This window comes from Arthrobacter sp. RIT-PI-e (assembly GCF_001187915.1).
Lineage (GTDB): Bacteria > Actinomycetota > Actinomycetes > Actinomycetales > Micrococcaceae > Arthrobacter_D.
The window spans coordinates 17,657-35,559 of record NZ_LGIU01000085.1; the positions used below are offsets into that span (position 1 = coordinate 17,657).

Here is a 17,903-nt window from a genome sequence, read left to right on the forward strand (position 1 = left end):
GAGGCAAAGATGAGTGAGTGCGACGATGATCGGGCTCGCTCCCGATCGAACCCGCTCGAGCACGTCGAGACCATGGTGGACACCCTGCGCCAGTTGCGTCAGCTCACCGATCGGGGATACCGGGAGCACCGGGACGCCATGCACCTCAATGACAAGGACATGGCTGCTCTGGAGTATCTGTCCCAGGAGTGGAAGGACGAACGCACGGTGAGTCCCAAAGACGTTGCGGCACACCTGGGGCTGACCTCCGCCACGACGACGGCGATCATCGACAGGCTCGAGAACGAGGGATATCTCCAGCGCCGTCGTGCCACGCGTGATCGCAGAGGGGTTCATCTCACGCCGGCACCGGCGATGAAGGATTGGGAACGGCGGCATCCTGTCGAATCATTACGGGCAAGCGTCATCGACGCCGCCACTCATCTCGGTGGTGAGGAGGCCCGCATCGTCCAGGGCTATCTCTCCACGGTCCTCGACGACGTCCGACGACGCCTGACCTGAGAACCGCCTCGTCCGGATCATGAGTAGCAGAGCTCACCCAGGAGCAAGACCTTCCTGGCATGTTCCCGCAGGGATGGATGCTCATGTCGAACTACGGGACCGGCAACACGACGCCGCCCGTACTCGGGAGCATCAGCACGGAGTGGTGAACACGACGCCCTGTCCTCCAATGGCCGACAGCCCCGTCGACCGCTCGACGACTGAAGTCGACACATGTTCCCTCATCCGAACCGACGACGACTTCGGACTGTCCCGAGAAGTTTCCCATCCACTGAGACCGTCCAGAAGGCGTTGACAGGGCTGACGTCCTGGAGGGAAACGGCTATGGCTGCAGGCTTGGGCAAAGCAGATACCGCATGGCTCGACGAGGATGCTGCAGGGACCATCGGGCATCCGTGATCATGGCCTTCGAAGAGGCGAGCTCGCCGTACGCCCCCGAGGAGAACCGAGTAGGGGATTCGCGTAGCCATGGCTCATGCCCGTGGAGGCCGACAGGATCTGATCGCGCCTCGCCCAGCCGTGCAGTGGCTCCTCTCGTCCGGGCGGGGATCCCGGGGCAGGCAATAGAAACGGGCGCAGACAGGTTACAACCGTTCGACACCAGCTTCCCGCTGTTCATCGACCTACCAGGAGACACCTCATGATCGGATTCATCATCGCCGGCCTCATCATCGGCGCACTTGCACGCCTCATCAAACCGGGGAAGCAGAACCTGGGCCTTCTCGCCACGCTGCTGCTGGGGCTCGTGGGATCCATCATCGGCGGCTCGGTCGCGAGCCTTCTCGGCACGGGCGACATCTTCGAGCTGAACATCTTCGGATTCATCGTCTCGGTCATCGCGGCCGTACTGTTGATCGGCGTCGCCGAGACGCTCGCCGGTCGCCGCCGCGTCACCCGCTGAGTACTGCAGGGGAGGGGCGGCGCCGGCTGTTCCTCCCCTACCCGGCGCCGGTCCGGCCTATCCCGGGTAGGCGGCCATCTCACCGGTTGCCCGTGGAACGGGTACGAGGCGGGTGAGCTGGGTGACGTGCTTGGGTTCGAGCTCGCCGAGGTGGCTGACGCCGAGCAGGCGCATGGTCCGCTCGATCTCGTCCCGGAGGATCGCGATAGTCCTGTCCACGCCCTCGCGCCCGCCGGCCATCAACCCGTAGAGGTAGGCGCGGCCGATCAGGGTGAACTTCGCCCCCAGGGCCATGCACGCCACGATGTCCGCCCCGTTCATGATGCCGGTGTCCACCATGACCGTGGCATCCGCCCCCACCTCGCGGACCACCTGCGGCAGCAGGTGGAAGGGGATGGGTGCGCGGTCGAGCTGACGGCCGCCGTGGTTGGAGAGGATGATGCCGTCCACCCCCAGATTCACCAGGCGCACGGAGTCCTCGACGTTCTGCACACCCTTGATCACGATCTTCCCGGGCCACAGGTCCCGGATGACGGCGAGGTCCTCGTAGCTGATGGTCGGATCCATGGCCGCGTTGATCAGATCCCCCACCGTTCCGCCGGTGTCGGTCAGGGACGCGAACTCGAGCTTGCGCGTGGTGAGGAAGTCGATCCACCACCACGGCCGGGGGACGGCGTCGAGGATGGTGCCGATGGACAGCTGAGGTGGGATCGAGAACCCGTTGCGCTTGTCCCGCAGGCGGGCGCCGGCCACCGGGGTGTCCACGGTGAACATGAGGGTGTCGAATCCCGCCTCACCGGCACGGCGTGCGAGCTCGTAGGAGATCTCCCGCTGTCGCATCACGTACAGCTGGAACCAGTTGCGCCCGTTCGGATTGGCCTCCTTCACGCCCTCGATCGAGGTGGTCCCGAGGGTGGAGAGGGTGAAGGGGATGCCCGCGGCCGCCGCGGCGCCGGCCCCCGCGGTCTCGCCCTCGGTCTGCATGAGCCGCGTGAACCCGGTGGGGGCGATGCCGAAGGGCAGGGCGCTGGGGCCGCCGAGGATCTCCACGGAGGTGTCCACGTGCTCGGCCGGGCGGAGAATCGAGGGGTGGAACTCGATGTCCTCGAACGCCTGCCGGGAACGCTTCATGGACAGCTCGCCCTCCGCGCCGCCGTCCGTGTAGTCGAAGGCGGCCCGCGGGGTGCGCCGCTTGGCGATCGTGCGCAGATCCCCGATGGTCAGCGCCGCGTCCAGCCTCCGCTTCTTCCCGTTCAGCTCGAACTTCTTGAACTGCATCAACTCGAGCAGTTCGGCGGGGACGGGAAGCTGGCGCTGGATCACGGGGAACGTCCTTTGGACTTCGACGGCGAAGGATCGGGTGAGCGGGTGCCCGCCCCGGCGACCGGGACCGGATCCACTCGTTGAAACGATTCACTCTAACCGTCCGGCGAACCCGAGGGCAACCATCGGATCCGGAGACCGACCAGCAGGAACTGCGGCGGGCTACACGGAGGTCCCGGTACCGGGCCCGCCGTAGTGACCGGGCCACTCCTCCAGCCGGATGCGGGTGATGTCCCGGATCTCACCGGCGGTACCCCACTCGTTCCGGCCCAGCCGTGAGAGCGGTTCCAGGGCGTCGATGGCGGGGTGGTCGCCGTCGAGCACGTCCTCGGAGACCACAGCGTGCAGCACCTCCCCGAACACCAGGGTGCAGTCGCCCATCTCCTGGGTGGAGTGCAGTCTGCACTCCAGTGCCACGGGGGATTCGAGGACCCGCGGGGGCCGCACGGTGGCGCTCGGTTCGCGGGTGAGCCCCACCATGTCGAACTCGCTCACGTCCGGTGCGAAGCCGGTGCCGGTGGCGTTGACCTCCTCGAACAGGCGCTCCGGGGTGAAGGCCACCACGAATTCGCCCGTGGCCTCGATGTTGCGCACCGAGTCCTTCCGTCCCACGGAGGTGAACTGGACGATCGGCGGGTTCACCGAGGCGATGGTGAAGAAGGAGTGCGGGGCGAGGTTGTCCATGCCGTCCGCGGAGGTGGAGGAGATCCAGGCGATGGGGCGCGGGACCACCACGGAGGTGAGGAACGCGTAGAAGTCCCGGCTCGACGCCGGATCGGGCACCACGTCCCTACGCATCGGAGCCCGGTGCCTTCCCGGCGAGCAGTGCGCGCAGGGTGAGCGGCGGGCGCCCGGTGAGGTGCTCGACGTCGGGGGAGAGCCCGGCCATCTCGCCGCGGGCGATCGCCGTGTAGGTGCTGACCCAGCGCTCCACCTCCCACTCCGGTGCGCCGTGGTGGGCGCGCGAGGCGAGAGCCTCCTCGTGCGTCTCGTCCACGAAGCGGACGGTGGCCGGGGTCAGCTCCGTGATCAGCGCCGCCGCCTCCGTGAGCGTGAAGGCCTCGGATCCGGTGAGATCGTAGCTCTTCCCGGCGTGGGCGCCGGGGTCCCTGAGCACCGCTGCGGCCGAGGCCGCGACGTCGGACTGCGCGACGGCGGAGAGGCGCCCGTCACCGGCCGGTCCGCGGATGACGCCGTCCTCGGCGAAGGCGGGAACGGCCTCGAGGTAGAGGTTGTCCCGCAGGAACGTCCAGGAGAGGCCCGAGGCGCGGAGGTACTCCTCCGTGTGCCAGTGGTCGCGGCCGAGGAGGAACGTGGCCTCGGGGGAGGCACCGAAGAAGGACGTGTACACGACGTGACGTACCCCGGCCTGCCGCGCGGCGTCGATGAAGGAGCGGTGCGTGGCCACGCGGTCCTCCTCCTCGGCGGCGGAGACCATGAGGACCACGTCGACGCCGGTCAGTGCCTCGACGGTCGCCCCGACGTCGGCGTAGGAGGCCTGCCGGACGACCGACTCCGGGAGCTGCGGCGCCCGGTCCGGTGAGCGGACGGGGAGCACGAGCGGTACGCCCTCGGAGGAGAGGATGCGGGCGACGCCGCCGCCCACCACCCCGGTGGATCCGGTGACTGCGATGCGAGGTTCCATGTCCGTCCCAGCCACGACCGGGCCGGAATTATTTCCTCGTCGATCATCTCCTCGTGTCCGTTCATCCCCTGTTCGCCCCGGCGTAGGGCCCCGTAGGTCGCGTGCGTCTACCGTGGCTCCAATGGCCGGACGATTCGTGGCGATCGGGGACTCCTTCACCGAGGGCGTGGGGGACTGGAACCCTACGTTCCCCAACGGTGTGCGCGGGTGGGCGGATCGCGTGGCCAAGCAGCTCGGGCGGCAGGACCCGGGCTGGGAGTACGCGAACCTGGCCATCCGCAGCAAGCGCCTGCACCATGTCCGCGACGAACAGCTGGAGTGGGCGCTGGCCCTGGAGCCCACGCTCGTCAGCCTCTACGCCGGGGGCAATGACATCCTCGAGCTGCGCACCGACATGCCCGTGCTGCTCGGCGAGTACGAGCGCATGGTGGCGCGCATCGCGGACTCCGGGGCGCGCCCGCTGCTCTTCACGGGGTTCGACATCCCGCTGAGTCCCGTGTTCGAGCCGATGAAGCGCCGTAACTGGCAGTTCAACGATGCCGTGCGGCGCATCGCCGGCGACCACGACGCCGTCCTGGTGGACTACTGGTGCTTCGAGGAGTACTCGGACCCCGGTCTCTGGGACGCGGACAGGATCCACATGTCACCTGCAGGGCACCGCAATCTCGCCGCCCACGTGCTGCGGATCCTCGGCGTGGACCACTCCCTGGTACCGCGGCTCCCCGAGCCTGAGGGGTACGCGGGTCTGGTGGCGGGCCTGCGCCGGGAGACGGCGTGGCTGGGGGAGTGGGTGGTGCCGATGTTCGGCCGGCGGCTGCGGAGGATCACCCTGGGGGACGAGCTGCAGCCGAGGTGGCCCACCCCGGTGCGACCTGCCGACGGGTTGAAGCGCCTTGCCCGCGCGCGGCGGGCGGTCACGAAGTGAACCCCGGGGGCAGGGAGTGCCGCGGTTAGACTGGGCGGACTATGGACTTCATGCGCAGACTGAGCACCCCGATCATCTGGCTGCTGATTGTGGGCCTCGTCCTCGGGATCGGCGCGGGTTTCTTCCAGGTCGTCTTCTGAGCCCTACCCGACGCCCGGGTCCGGTGACCAGGGTCCGACGACGGGTCGCACGGGTGCGCTCCACCGAGTAGGGTGATAAGCATGCTTAGCGTTCGACGCTCGGCTTGACCCGTCCGGCACCCCAGCGCCGGACACCCCGTCTGTAGAGGGAGAATATCCATGGCCTCCGAGAACACAGCAGGATCGACCGACCAGTACACATTCCAGAACCCCGTCACCCGGTTCGAGAGCATCACGCCGCCGGCCGAGCACACGCCCGAGCCCGGCCTCGACGCCGACATGGGGATCAAGGCGGACCGCGGCGAGACCTCCTACCGCGGCACCGGCCGGCTCGAGGGCCGCAAGGCACTCATCACCGGGGCCGATTCCGGCATCGGTGCCGCCGTCGCCATCGCCTACGCACGTGAGGGTGCCGACGTCGCCCTCTCCTACCTCCCCGAGGAGGAGGAGGACGCCCAGGTCATCAAGGGCCTGATCGAGGCCGAGGGGCGCACCGCGGTGTGCCTTCCCGGCGATCTCAAGGACGCCGACTACTGCGTGTCCCTCGTGCAGCAGGCCGTCGACGGCCTCGGTGGCCTCGACATCCTCGTGAACAACGCCGGCAAGCAGATCGCCGTCGAGACGCTCGAGGAACTGACCGACGAGCAGCTGGACCACACCTACAAGACGAACATCTACTCGTTCTTCCGGGTGACCAAGGCGGCGCTGAAGCACCTCCCCGCCGGTTCGGCGATCATCAACAGCACCTCGATCCAGGCCTACGAGCCCTCACCCACCCTCGTGGACTACGCCAGCACCAAGGCCGCGATCAACAACTTCACCAAGGGACTGGCCCAGCAGCTGGCACCCAAGGGGATCCGCGTCAACGCCGTGGCCCCGGGTCCCATCTGGACGCCGCTGCAGCCCTCGGGCGGACAGCCCGCCGAGGAGCTGCCCGAGTTCGGCAAGAGCACCCCGCTCGGCCGCGCCGGCCAGCCCACCGAACTCGCACCGGCCTACGTGTTCCTCGCCTCGGCGGAGTCCAGCTACGTGATCGGTGAGACGCTCAACGTCAACGGCGGTATGCCTTCGCCGTGATCCGCAGCGGTGCGATCCATCCCGAGTGGATCGTGCCCCGCACGAAGAACCCCCGGTCTCCGCGAGGAGACCGGGGGTTCTTCCGTTCCTGGACCCCGGAACAGGGGAGGTTCGAAGTGCTCAGCGTTCCCCGGGGGCGTCGAAGTCCATGCGGTCGATCCGGCGGTGGTACCGCATCCCGGTGAGTCCACCGAGCACCGCGCCGACCAGGGCGATCGCGGCCACGACCAGGAGCCCGATCAGCCCCGGTCCCGTGAGGTCACCGAGTGCAGGGACGCCGATGCTCCCGAACTGGGCCGGAACGTCGATCCTGTTGCCGGCGATCAGGCCGATGATGGTCAGCACCACGGCCACGATCAACGCCCAGAGCCACACGGCGACACCCTGCAGGAGCCCGCTGAAGCGTGCCATCCGGCCCGCGACGTAACCGCCCGCGTAGTAGGAGGCCAGGAGGATCACACCCAGGACGACGGCGGCGGTGATGCCGGTGGCCTGCAGCTCCGCCGAGCCGGTGGTCAGATCAGCGGTGGTCAGGTCGGACCCGTACCCGAACAGGGCCGCCACGGAGCCGGCCAGCGCGGTCAGGATCACGAACAACCCGGTGGCCGTCAGCCAGCCGAAGAAGGCGGATCCGAACTTCATGCCACCGAAGTGCTCCTTCTCCCGCTGGTGGATCAGTTTCCTGTCCTCGAGGCTGGGCAGGGGGCGGGCAGTGGTGCCCGGTGCCGGGGAGCGGTCGAGGTCACGGTCGAGGTCGCGGTTCCCCGTGTCGAGGTCACGTGCCGGCCGGTGGTCCCTGGTCGCGGTGACCGGGACGGCCCGGGTGTCCGTGCGCCCCTGCATCCCGGGCCCTGTCACCTCCGGGCTCCGGGTGGTGTCGGTGGTCCGTGAGGCGGGGATGGGTGATGTGGAGGGCCGGATCTCGTCCGCCGAGCCCCCCGAGTACATGCCCGGGACGTACTCCTCGGTGAGGTCGTCGTCCACGGAGTGACTGCCCGCGGCGTCCCGCGATCCGCCGGACATGCCCTGACCGGCGGGATCCCGCCGGTCGCCGTCCCTGTTGCCTGGTGTACTCACTGGTCCTCCTGATGTCAGGGCCCGGAGGCTCCTAAGTCGGCTTAGCATCACCAGTATTCCACGGCGCCTCCAGGTGGAGGCCGTGGCGCGGCGCCCGTGGATGCGAGACTTGCGTCATGGAACTACAGGTCATCATGACGGTCGTCTGCGGGGCGCTCATCGCGGTGGGGATCGCCGGGATCATCATCCCGGTGCTGCCCGGGAGCATCCTCGTCATCGTGTCGCTCCTGGTGTGGGCGCTCACCGTGGCCAGCACCGAGGGCTGGGTGGTCTTCGCGATCGGCACCGTCCTGGCGGGTGCGGGGCTCGCCTCGGGGCTCGTGCTGACCGGCCGGGCGCTCCAGCAGCGCCAGATCCCCGGACGCTCGGTGGTCGTCGGGGTGCTGGCGGGGATCGTGGGGTTGTTCGTGATCCCCGTCGTGGGCCTGTTCGTGGGCTTCGCCCTGGGCCTGTTCGCCAGCGAGTGGGTGCGCCAGCGCAGCGTGGGCCCCGCCGTGGGCTCGAGCATCCACGCCCTGAAGGCCACGGGCCTCGGGATCCTCGTGGAGCTCGGTCTCGCCTGCGCGGCCGCGACCACCTGGGTGATCGGCGCCTGGGTCTACTTCGCCACCGCCTGACGCCCGGCCCGAGGTATCGGGCCGGGGTGTGACGTCAGTACTGGGCGGAGAGCGAGAGCGCTGCCACGATGAGCGCGAGGTGGCTCAGCCCCTGTGGCAGGTTGCCCATGAACGAGTTGTCCGACGGCTCGATCATCTCCGCCATGATGCCGACGTCGTTCGCGAGGGGCAGGAGCTGCTCCATCAGCTCCACCGCCTCCTCGCGGCGGCCCACGGCCACGAGGGCGGACACGGCCCAGTAGGCGCAGGCCACGAACGTGGACTCCTCCTTCTCCATCCCGCTGTACCGGTACAGCAGGGGGCCGGCGCCGAGCTCCTCGCGCAGGGCGTCGATGGTGGCGGACATCCGGGGGCCGGTGTCGAACCCGGTCATGGCGTGCAGCAGGATCGAGGCATCGAGTTCGGTGGAGCCCGGGTACCAGACGTAGCTCTGGCGCTCCTCGGACCATCCGTTCTCGTGGACCCACTCGCTGATGCGGTCCCGCTCGGCCGCCCAGCGTTCCACCGAGCCCTGCATCTGCCCACGCTCGGCGAGCAGTACCGCGCAGCGCAGGGCGTTCCAGCACCCGAGCTTGGAACTGACGTAGTGCCGTTCCTCCGGTAGCTCCCAGATCCCTGCGTCGCGCCGGTGCCAGACGTCGCAGGCGAGATCGGCGAGGTCGGCGAGCTGGCGGATGGTGGCCGGGTCCAGGACGTGACCGGCGTCCACGTACTGCCAGACGATGTCGAAGACGTCGCCGAAGACCCCGAGCTGGAGCTGTCCGGCGGCGGGGTTGCCGTCCACCACGGGGCCGATCCCGCGCCACCCCGTCAGGTCGGGGGTCTTGGTTCCCTGCGGCAGGTCGCCGTTGAGCCGGGTGAACACCTCGAGCTCCGTACCCTGCGCGCGGAGGTTCTTCAGCATCCAGGACACCGCGGCGTGGACCTCCTCGCGGACCCCCACCCGGGTGAGCGAGTGCAGCGTGTAGGCGGTGTCCCGTACCCAGGTGTAGCGGTAGTCCCAGTTCTTACCGCCCGCGAGGCTCTCCGGCAGGGAGGTGGTGGCCGCTGCGGCGATCGACCCCGACGGGCTGTGCAGCAGGAGCTTCAGCGCCAGGGCACTCCGGAGCACCTCCTCCCGGTAGTCGCCGTCGTACGCGAAGTCCTCGGACCAGGTCTCCCAGTTGCGGATGGTGCGGTCCACGCCGTCGTCGATGGTCCGCGGATCCGGGAGCGGGAGCGGCTCCTTGTGGGTGGAGACCACCGCGATCAGGTGGCGTGATCCCTCCTGCGTGGTGAAGGCTCCCTCGACCAGCTGGCCCTCCGGCTGCGTGAGCCCGTGGTCGATCCCCAGGATCCCGAGCGCCGTGCCGTCGAGCCGCAGGATCGGATGGTCCGCACCGAGGTCCAGCCAGGGCGAGGCCGCCCCGAAGCAGGTACCGGGCCTGACCTGCCAGGCCATGCCCACCTGGCCGGAGAGACCGTCGACGCGACGGGCCAACTCCCCCCAGGGCAACCGCCCGGCCACACCGGTGTTGAGGGAATCGGTGACGCGCACGGTCCCGGTGTCCGTGGTGTAGGTGGTCTCCAGCACGTTGGTCCCGGGCGCGTACCGCCTCTCCACCGCGTACTCGGTGGTCGGCGCGAGCATCATGAAGCCCTCGTCGGCGTCCAGGATCCGCGCGAAGGCGGGGCGCGAGTCGAGGTCCGGCGTGGGATACCAGTCGATCGAACCGTCCAGTGCCACCAGTGCCACGGTACGGCCGTCACCGAGGGCGGCGTAGGAACGGAGGTCGACGAAGCCGGCCTGGTCTCGTGTGATGATGTGCCCTCTCGTTCCTGCGCCGCCGTGGTCCTACCTGCCGTACTTCCCGTTGTACCGCCGCTTGTCCGCGCGGGGCTGCTGCTGGTTGCCCCTCCTGTTCAGGACGCGGGAGGCGATGACGGGTACCAGGGCCCAGAGGATTCTTTTCAGCATGGGATGTCCTAACGATCAGCGGTCGGTGCCGCGGTGGTGATCATCATCCTACTGACTATTTCCTACATGGTTCCGGCTTCCGTCACGAACGCGCGCAGGGCCCGGAGCTGGGCGTCCCGTGCCGTCGGATTCAGGTACATCATGTGACCCGCCTCGTGGTAGTGGTGGGTGAACCGTGCGCGTGCGGCGTCGTCGAGGTTCATGTGCGCCCACACGTACTCGGCCGCGAAATGGGGTGTTGCGCCGTCGTGGTACCCGTAGTCCACGTGCACCCGCAGGGCCGGGTTGTGCACCATGAGCCGTTCCAGCACGCCCGACACGTCCACGGGAGCACCCTCGAACGTCCGGTAGCTCCACGGGTGCACCCGCGCGGTGAGGATCTCGTAGGGGAGGTCGTTCTCGTACCCGAGCTCGGCGCGGACGTAGTGGTTCATCGCCGCGGAGTACGGGCCGGTGATGGCCCTGATGCTCGGATCGTCGAAGGAGTCCGAGGCCTGCAGGTGTTCCGGCCGGGCCGTGAAGCGCGCGTCGATCCGGCCGACGGCCAGACCCTCCTCGCGCAGGAGCTCCGCGGCGAACTCGTGGTACGCCCAGCGGAGGTCTGTCCGGCGGATGAAGCCCTCGTCCAGGGTGGTGATGGCGTGCAGGCGTGCCACCACCTCGTCCTTCTCCGCAGCGGTGAGCCGGCTGCCCTGGGTGAGCGCGTACCCGAAGTCGCGCGCCGCGTACTCCTCGGCCTCACGGACCACGTCCGCGAGCTCCCGGTCGCCGTGCCTGCCGTGGTAGTGGGCCACCGCCGCGTAGGTGGGCAGGTGCAGCGCGTACGGGAGGTCGCTGCCCGGGAAGAACCGCAGCGTGGACATGTTCAGCACGGTGGAGATGAGGCCCAGGCCGTTCACGGTCATGCCGTAGGCGTCGAAGAGCCTGCCGGCCACGGCCACCGCGCGGAGCGTGCCGTAGCTCTCGCCCACCAGGTACTTGGGGGAGAGCCACCGGTTGTTGCGCGTGGTCCAGAGCCGGATGACCTCGGCCACGAGGTCCCGGTCCTCGACGAAGGCGTGGAACTCGTCGGCCTGCTCACCCTCCACCACGCGGGAGTACCCGGTGTTCACGGGGTCGATCATGACGAGGTCGCTCGACTCCAGGAGCGAGTCCGGGTTGTCCACGAGGCCGAAGGGTGCCGGCGTCATGGAGCCGACGTCGCCCGAGTCCACCAGGCGGGGGCCGAGCAGCCCCAGGTGCAGCCACACGGAGGCGGAGCCCGGCCCGCCGTTGAAGGCGAAGGTCACGGGCCTGCCGGGTTCGGCGTCCTGCTTCGTGTAGGCCACGACGAAGATCTCGGCCTTGGGCCTGAAGCCGTCCGCCTTGCCGTCCTTCGTCTCCTCGCGCCGCAGCACCAGCCGGCCCGTGGTGGTGGTGTACCTCAGGCCCGAGGGGGAGGTGTGCTCCTTGACCGCGAAGTCGTCGGAGACCTCCTTCGCCGTGACCGGGGAGGAATCCTTGGGTGTGTCCTTCGTCTCGTCAGCCATGCCAGCACTCTACCGGTGGTTCCCCGAAGCAACAGATCTCCGCCGGTGGGTCCGGGTGTCCTACCGGGGCTGCTGCACCTGCTGTGCGGACCCGGGTGAGGGTGCGTCGTCGAGCGCCGGTTCCGCGGCGGAGCCGCCGGCCGGGGAATGCCCGGTCGCGCCGGCGTCGTCCGCCCAGGCGGTGGTGTGCTGCGGTTTCGCGAAGAACAGGGCGGCACCGAAGCCGATGATCACCACGGTGGCCGGGAGGTAGAGGGCCTGGCCCATCGACAGTGCGTACCCGGCCAGTGCCTCGTCCGGTAGCGCCGTCCCCGGCGTGGTGCTGACGCCGTCCGCCCCCACCAGGTTCGTGGTCAGGCGCGCCTGCATGATCGCGGCGATCGCCGCGCTGCCGAGCACCGCGCCCATCTGCCGCGTGGTGTTGTAGACGCCGGATCCCGCACCGGCGAGCGACGGGCTGAGGTTGCGGGTGGCGGTCAGGGACACCGGTGACCAGATCCCCGCGCTCGAGAGTCCGAGCAGGGCGATCGGCAGGAGCAGCTGCCAGATCGGGACGTCCGGGGTGAGGATGGAGCCGAGCCAGAACAGTGCCGCGGACATGCCGGCGAACCCGGCGATCGCGATGTACTTGGGGTTGCCGCGCTGCACGTACTTCCCCACGAACGGTGCCAGGACGCCGGAGATCACGGCCATGGGGGTGAGGAGCAGTGCCGCCTGCGTGGGGGAGAGGCCCCGGACGGTCTGGGCGTACAGCATGAGCGGCAGGGTCATGGTGGTGATGGTGAAGCCCATGGCGGTGATGGAGGTGTTGGCCAGGGAGAAGTTGCGGTCCCCGAAGAGCCTCAGGGGTACCAGGGGCTCGCCCCGGTTGAACCGCTGCCAGAGCACGAAGGCGAAGAGCAGCACGATGCCGCCGATGATCAGCGACCACACCGAGAGCGGCCCGGCGATGGTGCCCCAGTCGTACGTCTCGCCCTCCTGGATGCCGAACACCAGGCAGAAGAGGCCGGCGGCGCTGAGGAACACTCCGAGGAAGTCGAACCGGCGGGACGTGGTGGGCAGCGTGGGCACCAGGCGTGCGGCCAGGACGAAGCCGACGACGCCGACGGGCACGTTGATGAAGAAGATCCACTCCCAGCCGGCGGAGTCCACCAGCAGGCCGCCGACCACGGGCCCCACGAGGGTCGCGATGCCGGCCACGGACCCCCACAGCCCCATCGCGGCCCCACGCCGCTCCGGCGGGAAGATCCGGGTGATCACGGACATGGTCTGCGGTGTCATCAGGGCCGCCCCGAGGCCCTGAAGCACGCGCGCGAGGATGAGGGCGTCCACGGAGCCGGCGAACCCGCACCAGGCACTGGAGACGGTGAACACCACGAGCCCGATCAGGTAGATGCGCTTCGGGCCGAAGCGGTCCCCGAGCCGCCCGGCCATGAGCAGCGGCACCGCATAGGCCAGGAGATAGGCGCTGGTCACCCAGATCACGCTGTCGATCCCCGCTCCGAGTCCCTCCATGATGGCGGGGGTGGCCACCGAGACGATCGTGGAGTCCACGAGGATCATGAAGAAACCGATGACGAGGGACCACAGGGCCGGCCAGGGCCTGATGTCCTGATCCGTGTGCTGGGCAGGGGTCGACCGGGGGGCTTTGCTGGGCATGCCGAGAAGACTACTCCCGCCTCCTGACAAATCCCGGGCTCGCCCGGGGAACGGTGTGCTTTGGGCATACCCTCCGCTTCTGGGTACAGTATTGGTGTTCGGAAGTGGTGCGGGGCTTTAGCTCAGTTGGTAGAGCGTTTCGTTCGCAATGAAAAGGTCAGGGGTTCGATTCCCCTAAGCTCCACGATCCGGAACGACGAAGAAGGGCCCCTGCATGCAGGGGCCCTTCTTCGTCGTTCCGGATCGTGGCCACAGGTCCCGGTCAGTAGGCCCCGGTCGGAGTCCGGGGAGCGGACCCGAGGGGGCGCTGCGCCGCCTCGCGTCCCAGGTAGCGGGCCGAGCCGTAGGACAGCACGAAGTACATGATGACGGCGAACAGGAAGAGCAGGATCGCCGTGCCCACGCCCTTGCCGAAGACCTTCGCCACGTTGATCGCGAGGAGGACCAGGGCCACGAGGTTGAGCAGTGGGATGAAGAGGAGGATCACCAGCCAGGCGGACAGCCCGGCGATCCGGAAGAGGACGATGTAGTTGTAGATCGGGACGAAGGCGGCCCAGGCCGGGCGCCCGGCCTTCGCGAAGATGCCCTTGAGGGCGAAGCCGGTGATCACGATGGTGAGGATGAAGCCGAGGGGGCCGCCGATGGCGGCACCGGCAGCGAAGGCGGGATCGGTGGTGGTGTTCGAGGAGAGCGCCGGCAGCATGCCGCCGGCGGCGAGGAGAAGTGGTGTCATGCCTCGAACAGTACGGGCGCCCCTGCCGGATCCACGTCAACGGCGTGGCGTGGCGCTACTCCTCCGCCTGCCTCCGTGCCCAGGGGCGCTTGGTCACCACGCGCACCAGCGGCGCGAGCCAGGAGAGCATCAGGAGCAGGGTGAAGGTGCTGCTGAGCGAGGAACCCAGCGTGATGGCGGGAAGCAGCTGCTGCACGGCGACGACGATCACCACCACGAGGAGCACCTTCTTGACGGTGCCGAGCACCTGCAGCGGGATGGGTCGGGGCCAGGGCGTGAAGTCGGCGGGATCGGTCTCCGTCGGGTGTTCCTCGGAATTCATGCGGCCTCCCCGTCCTCCTGGCTGTCCGCCTCCATTATCCACTGTGGTGCGGGGGCGTCGTCACCTCCGGGCGGCACCCCGCAGCTGCGTCATGATCCCAGGACGGCCCAGCCGCAGGGCGGGAGGATCAGCTGACCCGAGCCGTCGGCGCCCGCCTGCCCCGCGAGGACCTCCCCGGCCTGCCCCGTGCCACGGGAGTCCTGCGAGAGGTTCAGCGCCACCACGAGGTGGTCACTGCCCTCGGACACCCGGTACACCAGTACCTCGTTGGTCAGCTGCAGCACCTCGGTACGGGCCCGGTGCAGCCAGGCGTGCCGCCGGCGCAGGCCGATCAGCTGCTGGTGCAGCTCGTACACGGGCCGTCCCACGGGGGAGAGCTCCTCGGGGGAGGCCGGGAAGCGGGGCCTGACGTCGTCGTCGCCTCCCGCCCGGTCCTCCTTGACGCCGCGGTAGGCCTGCTCGTCGCCGTAGTACACGGACGGGCTCCCGCCCACGGTGAACAGGATCACCAGGGCGTGCGCCAGGAGATCGGGGTCCTCGAGCCTGCTGGCGATCCGCGTGACGTCGTGGTTGCCCAGGAAGGTCAGTGGCGCGAAGGATCCGAGGAGGGCGTTGTGCCGCTCCAGTGCCGCGGCGAGCTCGAAGAAGTTGGCGTCGTTGAGCGCACTCCACACGGCCTTCCACAGTTCGTACTGGGTGGTGGAATCGAGGCCGCCCTCCCGGACGGCGGCCGCGTGGTCGCCGTGGATGTACTCGCCCACGAAGTAGGCCTCCGGGTGGGACGCGCCCACCCGGGCGGTCACGCCGGCCCAGAACGACGACGGCACCGCGTAGGCCGCGTCGAGCCGCCACCCGTCCGCGCCGCGCTGCAGCCAGTGGTCCATGACCTCCACCACGAAGTCGGCCACGGCGGGTTCCTCGTGGTTCAGCGCCACCAGGTGGTGGTGCCCCTCGAAGTCGCGGTATGCGGGTTCGGCGCCGGGACCGGCGTCCTCGGGCCACTCCAGCGAGAACCACGAGGCCCGCTCGGCGGACGGACCCTCATCCAGGACCTGCCGGAACGCGCCGAAGGACCGGCCCGTGTGGTTGAAGACGCCGTCCAGCAGGATCCGCAGACCGCGCGCGCGTGCTTCGGTGACGAGGGTGTCGAAGTCGTCGAGGGTGCCGAGGCGCGGATCGATCCGGAAGTAGTCGGTGGTGTCGTACCCGTGGGTCTCGGAGGCGAAGACGGGCCCGAGTGCCAGGCCCGAGGCGCCGAGTTCCACCGCGTAGTCCAGCCAGGGGATCAGGCTCAGCAGGCGGGGCGGTTCTGCGGGATCGGCGGTGGGGGCTGCTCGGCCCCGGTGAGGCCGAGGGGGTAGACGTGCCACCAGACGGCGTGCCGGGCCCAGTCGGGTTCGGTCATGGGTGGAACTCCTCCGTGGTCGGTGTCCGCCCCACGGAGGGCCGCGTCCCGGCCCCGCAGGGCCGCTGCTCCCGTCTAGCCTACGTGGGAGAGGAGATCGGTGTTCCCTGCACCCACGTGAGCGGAGAGGAGCGCCCGGACGGCGGCCGGGTCCAGCTGGGCGGCCTCTGCGATGTCCGGGACCGGCACCCCGGCGGCGGGGGCGCGGTGGATCGCCGCCTCGAGTTCGGCGTCCGCCTGGTCGACCTTCCCCTGGCAGGACTCCAGGGCCGCCGTGGCCGCGGCGACGCGACGCAGGGCGGGGGAGAGGGGCAGTGCGAGGTCGGCGGGCTCGGCGAAGGAGAGCTGGAAGCCACAGGAACAGGCCCACACGAGTTCGACGTCGAACCCGGCGTGCACCTGGCCGATGACGCCGTAGCCGGCACCCCGGTAGGAGGTCTCGCGGAGGGTCATCGCGTCCCCGCAGTGCCGGGGGGCATCCGCTGCGAGGTCGCCGGGGCCGAGGATCTCGGTGATGGTTGCCGTCATGGCTCTCCTACCCTTTCGCAGAGAACGGAGCGTGCTCCGAAGTAGTTCGTTTGTCTAGTTATATGTCTGGTGGACCATCCCTGTCCATTCCTGCGGTCCCGCTCCAAAAGGACGTTGACACGTCCGTCACGGGGTGTGCAGAGGAGTGCGGACCCTGTGGTCCGAAGCGCCGGGAGGGGAGCCCGGACCGGGCACGACACCGAGGCGCCGGCCGGTGCTCCGGTAGATCTGCGCGCAGAACATCACCAGGACCAGCGCGTGCACCACGTCACCGCCGTAGTACATGAGCTGCGCCCCCTGCTCGACGGCGGCGGCCGGCACACCCTGCTGGCCCACGGCGATCATGTGCTTGGCCACCACGCCGTGGGCCGTGATCCCGGCGACGATCGCGCTGCCGCGCACCCAGGGGCGCGCACGGTGCGGATTGGGGTCCGGCCCCACGACGGCGAAGGTGAACAGGAACCCGGCCGCGAGGAAGTGCAGGTGCACAAGGGGCCCGAGCACCGGATGGTGCACGATGTCCAGGGACCTGCCACTGCCGTAGATCAGGGCCAGCGGCACCGTGGTCAGCAGCAGTGCCGTCCACGGGTGGGCGAGTAACCTCGGCAGGCGTGCTCCGGCGATCCTGCTGTAGCGACGCCCCACGCGGACCGGCACGGCCCGCAGGAAGAGCGTCACCGGAGCCCCGAGGACCAGGAGCAGCGGGACCAGCATGCCGAGGACCAGGTGCACCAGCATGTGCGCCACGAAATCGTCGTGCGCGGCGCGGGCCGGCGGGCCCACCGTGACCAGGAGCCCGAGGATCGTGCCGGCCAGCCATGCGGCCGTGCGGTGCGCGGGCCGGTCCGGGCGTCCGCGCAGGGCCGCCGCGCGTCCGGCCACCAGGTATCCCGCCGCGACCACGAGCCAGGCGCTGCCCACCATCACGTCGAGGAGGAGGTCACCGGGGTCCGGGCCACCGGCCCCGGCCGGGAGACCGCCATGGTGCAGGTCCTCACCCATGCCCGATGCCGTGCCGCTGTTCGTCCTGCGCCGCGCCGCGCCGTCGCCCGTTCCGCCGGAGATCCACCACGACCAGCAGTGCCCCCGCGATCAGCAGGGCCACGGCGGCGATGTTCCAGGCCAGGTCGTAGGGCAGCAGGTCCACGTCGTAGCGGATCTGGTGCAGCCCGAAGACCTTGTGCTGCACCAGGCCGTCGTACAGCTGGAAGGTGCCCACGCCCAGCAGGATGCCGCCGGCCCACAGCCGGGACCGCAGGGCGTACCGGCGCCGGAGGTCCGCGAACATGAACAGCGAAGCCACCGTGGCGAACCAGCTGAAGGCGTGGAAGATCCCGTCCGAGACCAGGCCGGCGGACGGCGTGGACCGATCGTAGAAGGAATGCCAATGGAGGAGCTGGGGGAAGACCACCTCGTCAACGAAGGCGATGATCCCGCAGCCGAACAGGAATCCCACCAGGACGTTGCGGCGCGCCGGACCGGTGCCGGTGGCGGACGCAGGGTGGAGGGGCGGTTGGGCGGTGGTGATGGCGGGCCTGACGTCGAAGGAGTCGTGTACTCCTCA

At 69.3% G+C, this 17,903-nt stretch carries 19 protein-coding genes and 1 tRNA gene; 6 read left to right on the plus strand and 14 right to left on the minus strand.

Features of this window, described 5'->3' with window-relative positions; genetic code table 11:
- The first annotated feature begins 9 nt into the window (after window positions 1-9).
- Together AC792_RS11930 and AC792_RS11935 are read left to right on the plus strand one after the other, a co-directional pair.
- Window positions 10-501, plus strand: coding sequence for a winged helix-turn-helix domain-containing protein (locus tag AC792_RS11930; protein ID WP_160317642.1), 492 nt, complete (start codon window positions 10-12; stop codon window positions 499-501).
- Between the two features lie 640 nt (window positions 502-1,141).
- Window positions 1,142-1,402: a GlsB/YeaQ/YmgE family stress response membrane protein gene (locus tag AC792_RS11935; RefSeq protein WP_049830732.1), complete on the plus strand. Its 261-nt coding sequence runs from the start codon at window positions 1,142-1,144 to the stop codon at window positions 1,400-1,402.
- Between the two features lie 57 nt (window positions 1,403-1,459).
- Here AC792_RS11935 and AC792_RS11940 read toward each other — a convergent pair whose 3' ends face one another.
- The 3 genes from AC792_RS11940 to AC792_RS11950 all read right to left on the minus strand — a co-directional run bounded on the left by AC792_RS11940 (window position 1,460) and on the right by AC792_RS11950 (window position 4,370).
- On the minus strand, window positions 1,460-2,725 hold the full coding sequence (locus AC792_RS11940; protein WP_049830733.1) for an alpha-hydroxy acid oxidase: 1,266 nt from the start codon (window positions 2,723-2,725) through the stop codon (window positions 1,460-1,462).
- A gap of 162 nt (window positions 2,726-2,887) precedes the next feature.
- A complete protein-coding gene (locus AC792_RS11945; RefSeq protein ID WP_049830734.1) occupies window positions 2,888-3,523 on the minus strand; it encodes a flavin reductase family protein in 636 nt (211 codons plus the stop codon).
- A complete protein-coding gene (locus AC792_RS11950) occupies window positions 3,516-4,370 on the minus strand; it encodes an SDR family oxidoreductase (RefSeq protein ID WP_049830735.1) in 855 nt (284 codons plus the stop codon). The genes AC792_RS11945 and AC792_RS11950 overlap by 8 nt, the downstream gene beginning before the upstream one ends.
- Window positions 4,371-4,491: 121 nt before the next feature.
- On the opposite strand from AC792_RS11950, the gene AC792_RS11955 reads away from it, so the two are divergent.
- On the plus strand, window positions 4,492-5,295 hold the full coding sequence (locus AC792_RS11955; protein ID WP_049830736.1) for an SGNH/GDSL hydrolase family protein: 804 nt from the start codon (window positions 4,492-4,494) through the stop codon (window positions 5,293-5,295).
- 299 nt (window positions 5,296-5,594) lie between these two features.
- On the plus strand, window positions 5,595-6,512 hold the full coding sequence (locus AC792_RS11960; RefSeq protein ID WP_049830737.1) for an SDR family oxidoreductase: 918 nt from the start codon (window positions 5,595-5,597) through the stop codon (window positions 6,510-6,512).
- Between the two features lie 120 nt (window positions 6,513-6,632).
- Here AC792_RS11960 and AC792_RS11965 read toward each other — a convergent pair whose 3' ends face one another.
- A complete protein-coding gene (locus AC792_RS11965; RefSeq protein ID WP_152916183.1) occupies window positions 6,633-7,589 on the minus strand; it encodes a TIGR04086 family membrane protein in 957 nt (318 codons plus the stop codon).
- Between the two features lie 116 nt (window positions 7,590-7,705).
- On the opposite strand from AC792_RS11965, the gene AC792_RS11970 reads away from it, so the two are divergent.
- The gene (locus tag AC792_RS11970; protein WP_049830739.1) at window positions 7,706-8,206 is read left to right on the plus strand and encodes a DUF456 domain-containing protein; all 501 of its coding nucleotides are present in this window, start codon (window positions 7,706-7,708) and stop codon (window positions 8,204-8,206) included.
- A gap of 34 nt (window positions 8,207-8,240) precedes the next feature.
- On the opposite strand, the gene AC792_RS11975 is transcribed toward AC792_RS11970, so the two are convergent.
- The 4 genes from AC792_RS11975 to AC792_RS11985 form a co-directional block, all read right to left on the minus strand.
- Window positions 8,241-10,010: a glycoside hydrolase family 15 protein gene (locus tag AC792_RS11975; protein ID WP_049830740.1), complete on the minus strand. Its 1,770-nt coding sequence runs from the start codon at window positions 10,008-10,010 to the stop codon at window positions 8,241-8,243.
- A gap of 30 nt (window positions 10,011-10,040) precedes the next feature.
- Window positions 10,041-10,163: a hypothetical protein gene (locus AC792_RS17940; RefSeq protein WP_268753380.1), complete on the minus strand. Its 123-nt coding sequence runs from the start codon at window positions 10,161-10,163 to the stop codon at window positions 10,041-10,043.
- Between the two features lie 62 nt (window positions 10,164-10,225).
- On the minus strand, window positions 10,226-11,692 hold the full coding sequence (locus AC792_RS11980; protein WP_049830741.1) for a S10 family peptidase: 1,467 nt from the start codon (window positions 11,690-11,692) through the stop codon (window positions 10,226-10,228).
- Between the two features lie 60 nt (window positions 11,693-11,752).
- On the minus strand, window positions 11,753-13,351 hold the full coding sequence (locus AC792_RS11985) for a DHA2 family efflux MFS transporter permease subunit (RefSeq protein WP_049830742.1): 1,599 nt from the start codon (window positions 13,349-13,351) through the stop codon (window positions 11,753-11,755).
- Between the two features lie 111 nt (window positions 13,352-13,462).
- On the opposite strand from AC792_RS11985, the gene AC792_RS11990 reads away from it, so the two are divergent.
- Window positions 13,463-13,535, plus strand: a tRNA-Ala gene (locus tag AC792_RS11990).
- A gap of 78 nt (window positions 13,536-13,613) precedes the next feature.
- Here the strand turns inward: AC792_RS11990 and AC792_RS11995 are convergent.
- The 6 genes from AC792_RS11995 to AC792_RS12020 all read right to left on the minus strand — a co-directional run bounded on the left by AC792_RS11995 (window position 13,614) and on the right by AC792_RS12020 (window position 17,795).
- Window positions 13,614-14,084, minus strand: a complete 471-nt coding sequence (locus tag AC792_RS11995) for a DUF5684 domain-containing protein (RefSeq protein ID WP_049830743.1) — start codon at window positions 14,082-14,084, stop codon at window positions 13,614-13,616.
- A 55-nt stretch (window positions 14,085-14,139) separates the two neighbouring features.
- Window positions 14,140-14,406 (minus strand): hypothetical protein, encoded by a 267-nt coding sequence (locus tag AC792_RS12000; protein ID WP_049830744.1) that lies wholly within the window; start codon window positions 14,404-14,406, stop codon window positions 14,140-14,142.
- A gap of 89 nt (window positions 14,407-14,495) precedes the next feature.
- Entirely contained in the window at window positions 14,496-15,671 is a 1,176-nt protein-coding gene (locus AC792_RS12005; RefSeq protein WP_235436695.1) for an alpha-amylase family glycosyl hydrolase, read from the minus strand.
- A gap of 215 nt (window positions 15,672-15,886) precedes the next feature.
- A complete protein-coding gene (locus AC792_RS12010; protein WP_049830745.1) occupies window positions 15,887-16,339 on the minus strand; it encodes a hypothetical protein in 453 nt (150 codons plus the stop codon).
- A gap of 126 nt (window positions 16,340-16,465) precedes the next feature.
- On the minus strand, window positions 16,466-17,341 hold the full coding sequence (locus AC792_RS12015) for a cytochrome c oxidase assembly protein (RefSeq protein WP_049830746.1): 876 nt from the start codon (window positions 17,339-17,341) through the stop codon (window positions 16,466-16,468).
- Window positions 17,334-17,795 (minus strand): DUF2243 domain-containing protein, encoded by a 462-nt coding sequence (locus tag AC792_RS12020; protein ID WP_235436697.1) that lies wholly within the window; start codon window positions 17,793-17,795, stop codon window positions 17,334-17,336. The genes AC792_RS12015 and AC792_RS12020 overlap by 8 nt, the downstream gene beginning before the upstream one ends.
- Window positions 17,796-17,903: the final 108 nt, after the last annotated feature.

Excerpts from the sequence above, each read along its gene's own strand:
- AC792_RS11930 (WP_160317642.1), top strand. The coding sequence starts at position 10 with ATGAGTGAGTGCGACGATGATCGGGCTCGCTCCCGATCGAACCCGCTC.
- AC792_RS11935 (WP_049830732.1), top strand. The coding sequence starts at position 1,142 with ATGATCGGATTCATCATCGCCGGCCTCATCATCGGCGCACTTGCACGC.
- AC792_RS11945 (WP_049830734.1), bottom strand. The coding sequence starts at position 3,523 with ATGCGTAGGGACGTGGTGCCCGATCCGGCGTCGAGCCGGGACTTCTAC.
- AC792_RS11950 (WP_049830735.1), bottom strand. The coding sequence starts at position 4,370 with ATGGAACCTCGCATCGCAGTCACCGGATCCACCGGGGTGGTGGGCGGC.
- AC792_RS11955 (WP_049830736.1), top strand. The coding sequence starts at position 4,492 with ATGGCCGGACGATTCGTGGCGATCGGGGACTCCTTCACCGAGGGCGTG.
- AC792_RS11960 (WP_049830737.1), top strand. The coding sequence starts at position 5,595 with ATGGCCTCCGAGAACACAGCAGGATCGACCGACCAGTACACATTCCAG.
- AC792_RS11970 (WP_049830739.1), top strand. The coding sequence starts at position 7,706 with ATGGAACTACAGGTCATCATGACGGTCGTCTGCGGGGCGCTCATCGCG.
- AC792_RS17940 (WP_268753380.1), bottom strand. The coding sequence starts at position 10,163 with ATGCTGAAAAGAATCCTCTGGGCCCTGGTACCCGTCATCGCCTCCCGC.
- AC792_RS11980 (WP_049830741.1), bottom strand. The coding sequence starts at position 11,692 with ATGGCTGACGAGACGAAGGACACACCCAAGGATTCCTCCCCGGTCACG.
- AC792_RS11985 (WP_049830742.1), bottom strand. The coding sequence starts at position 13,351 with ATGCCCAGCAAAGCCCCCCGGTCGACCCCTGCCCAGCACACGGATCAG.
- AC792_RS11995 (WP_049830743.1), bottom strand. The coding sequence starts at position 14,084 with ATGACACCACTTCTCCTCGCCGCCGGCGGCATGCTGCCGGCGCTCTCC.
- AC792_RS12000 (WP_049830744.1), bottom strand. The coding sequence starts at position 14,406 with ATGAATTCCGAGGAACACCCGACGGAGACCGATCCCGCCGACTTCACG.
- AC792_RS12010 (WP_049830745.1), bottom strand. The coding sequence starts at position 16,339 with ATGACGGCAACCATCACCGAGATCCTCGGCCCCGGCGACCTCGCAGCG.
- AC792_RS12015 (WP_049830746.1), bottom strand. The coding sequence starts at position 17,341 with ATGGGTGAGGACCTGCACCATGGCGGTCTCCCGGCCGGGGCCGGTGGC.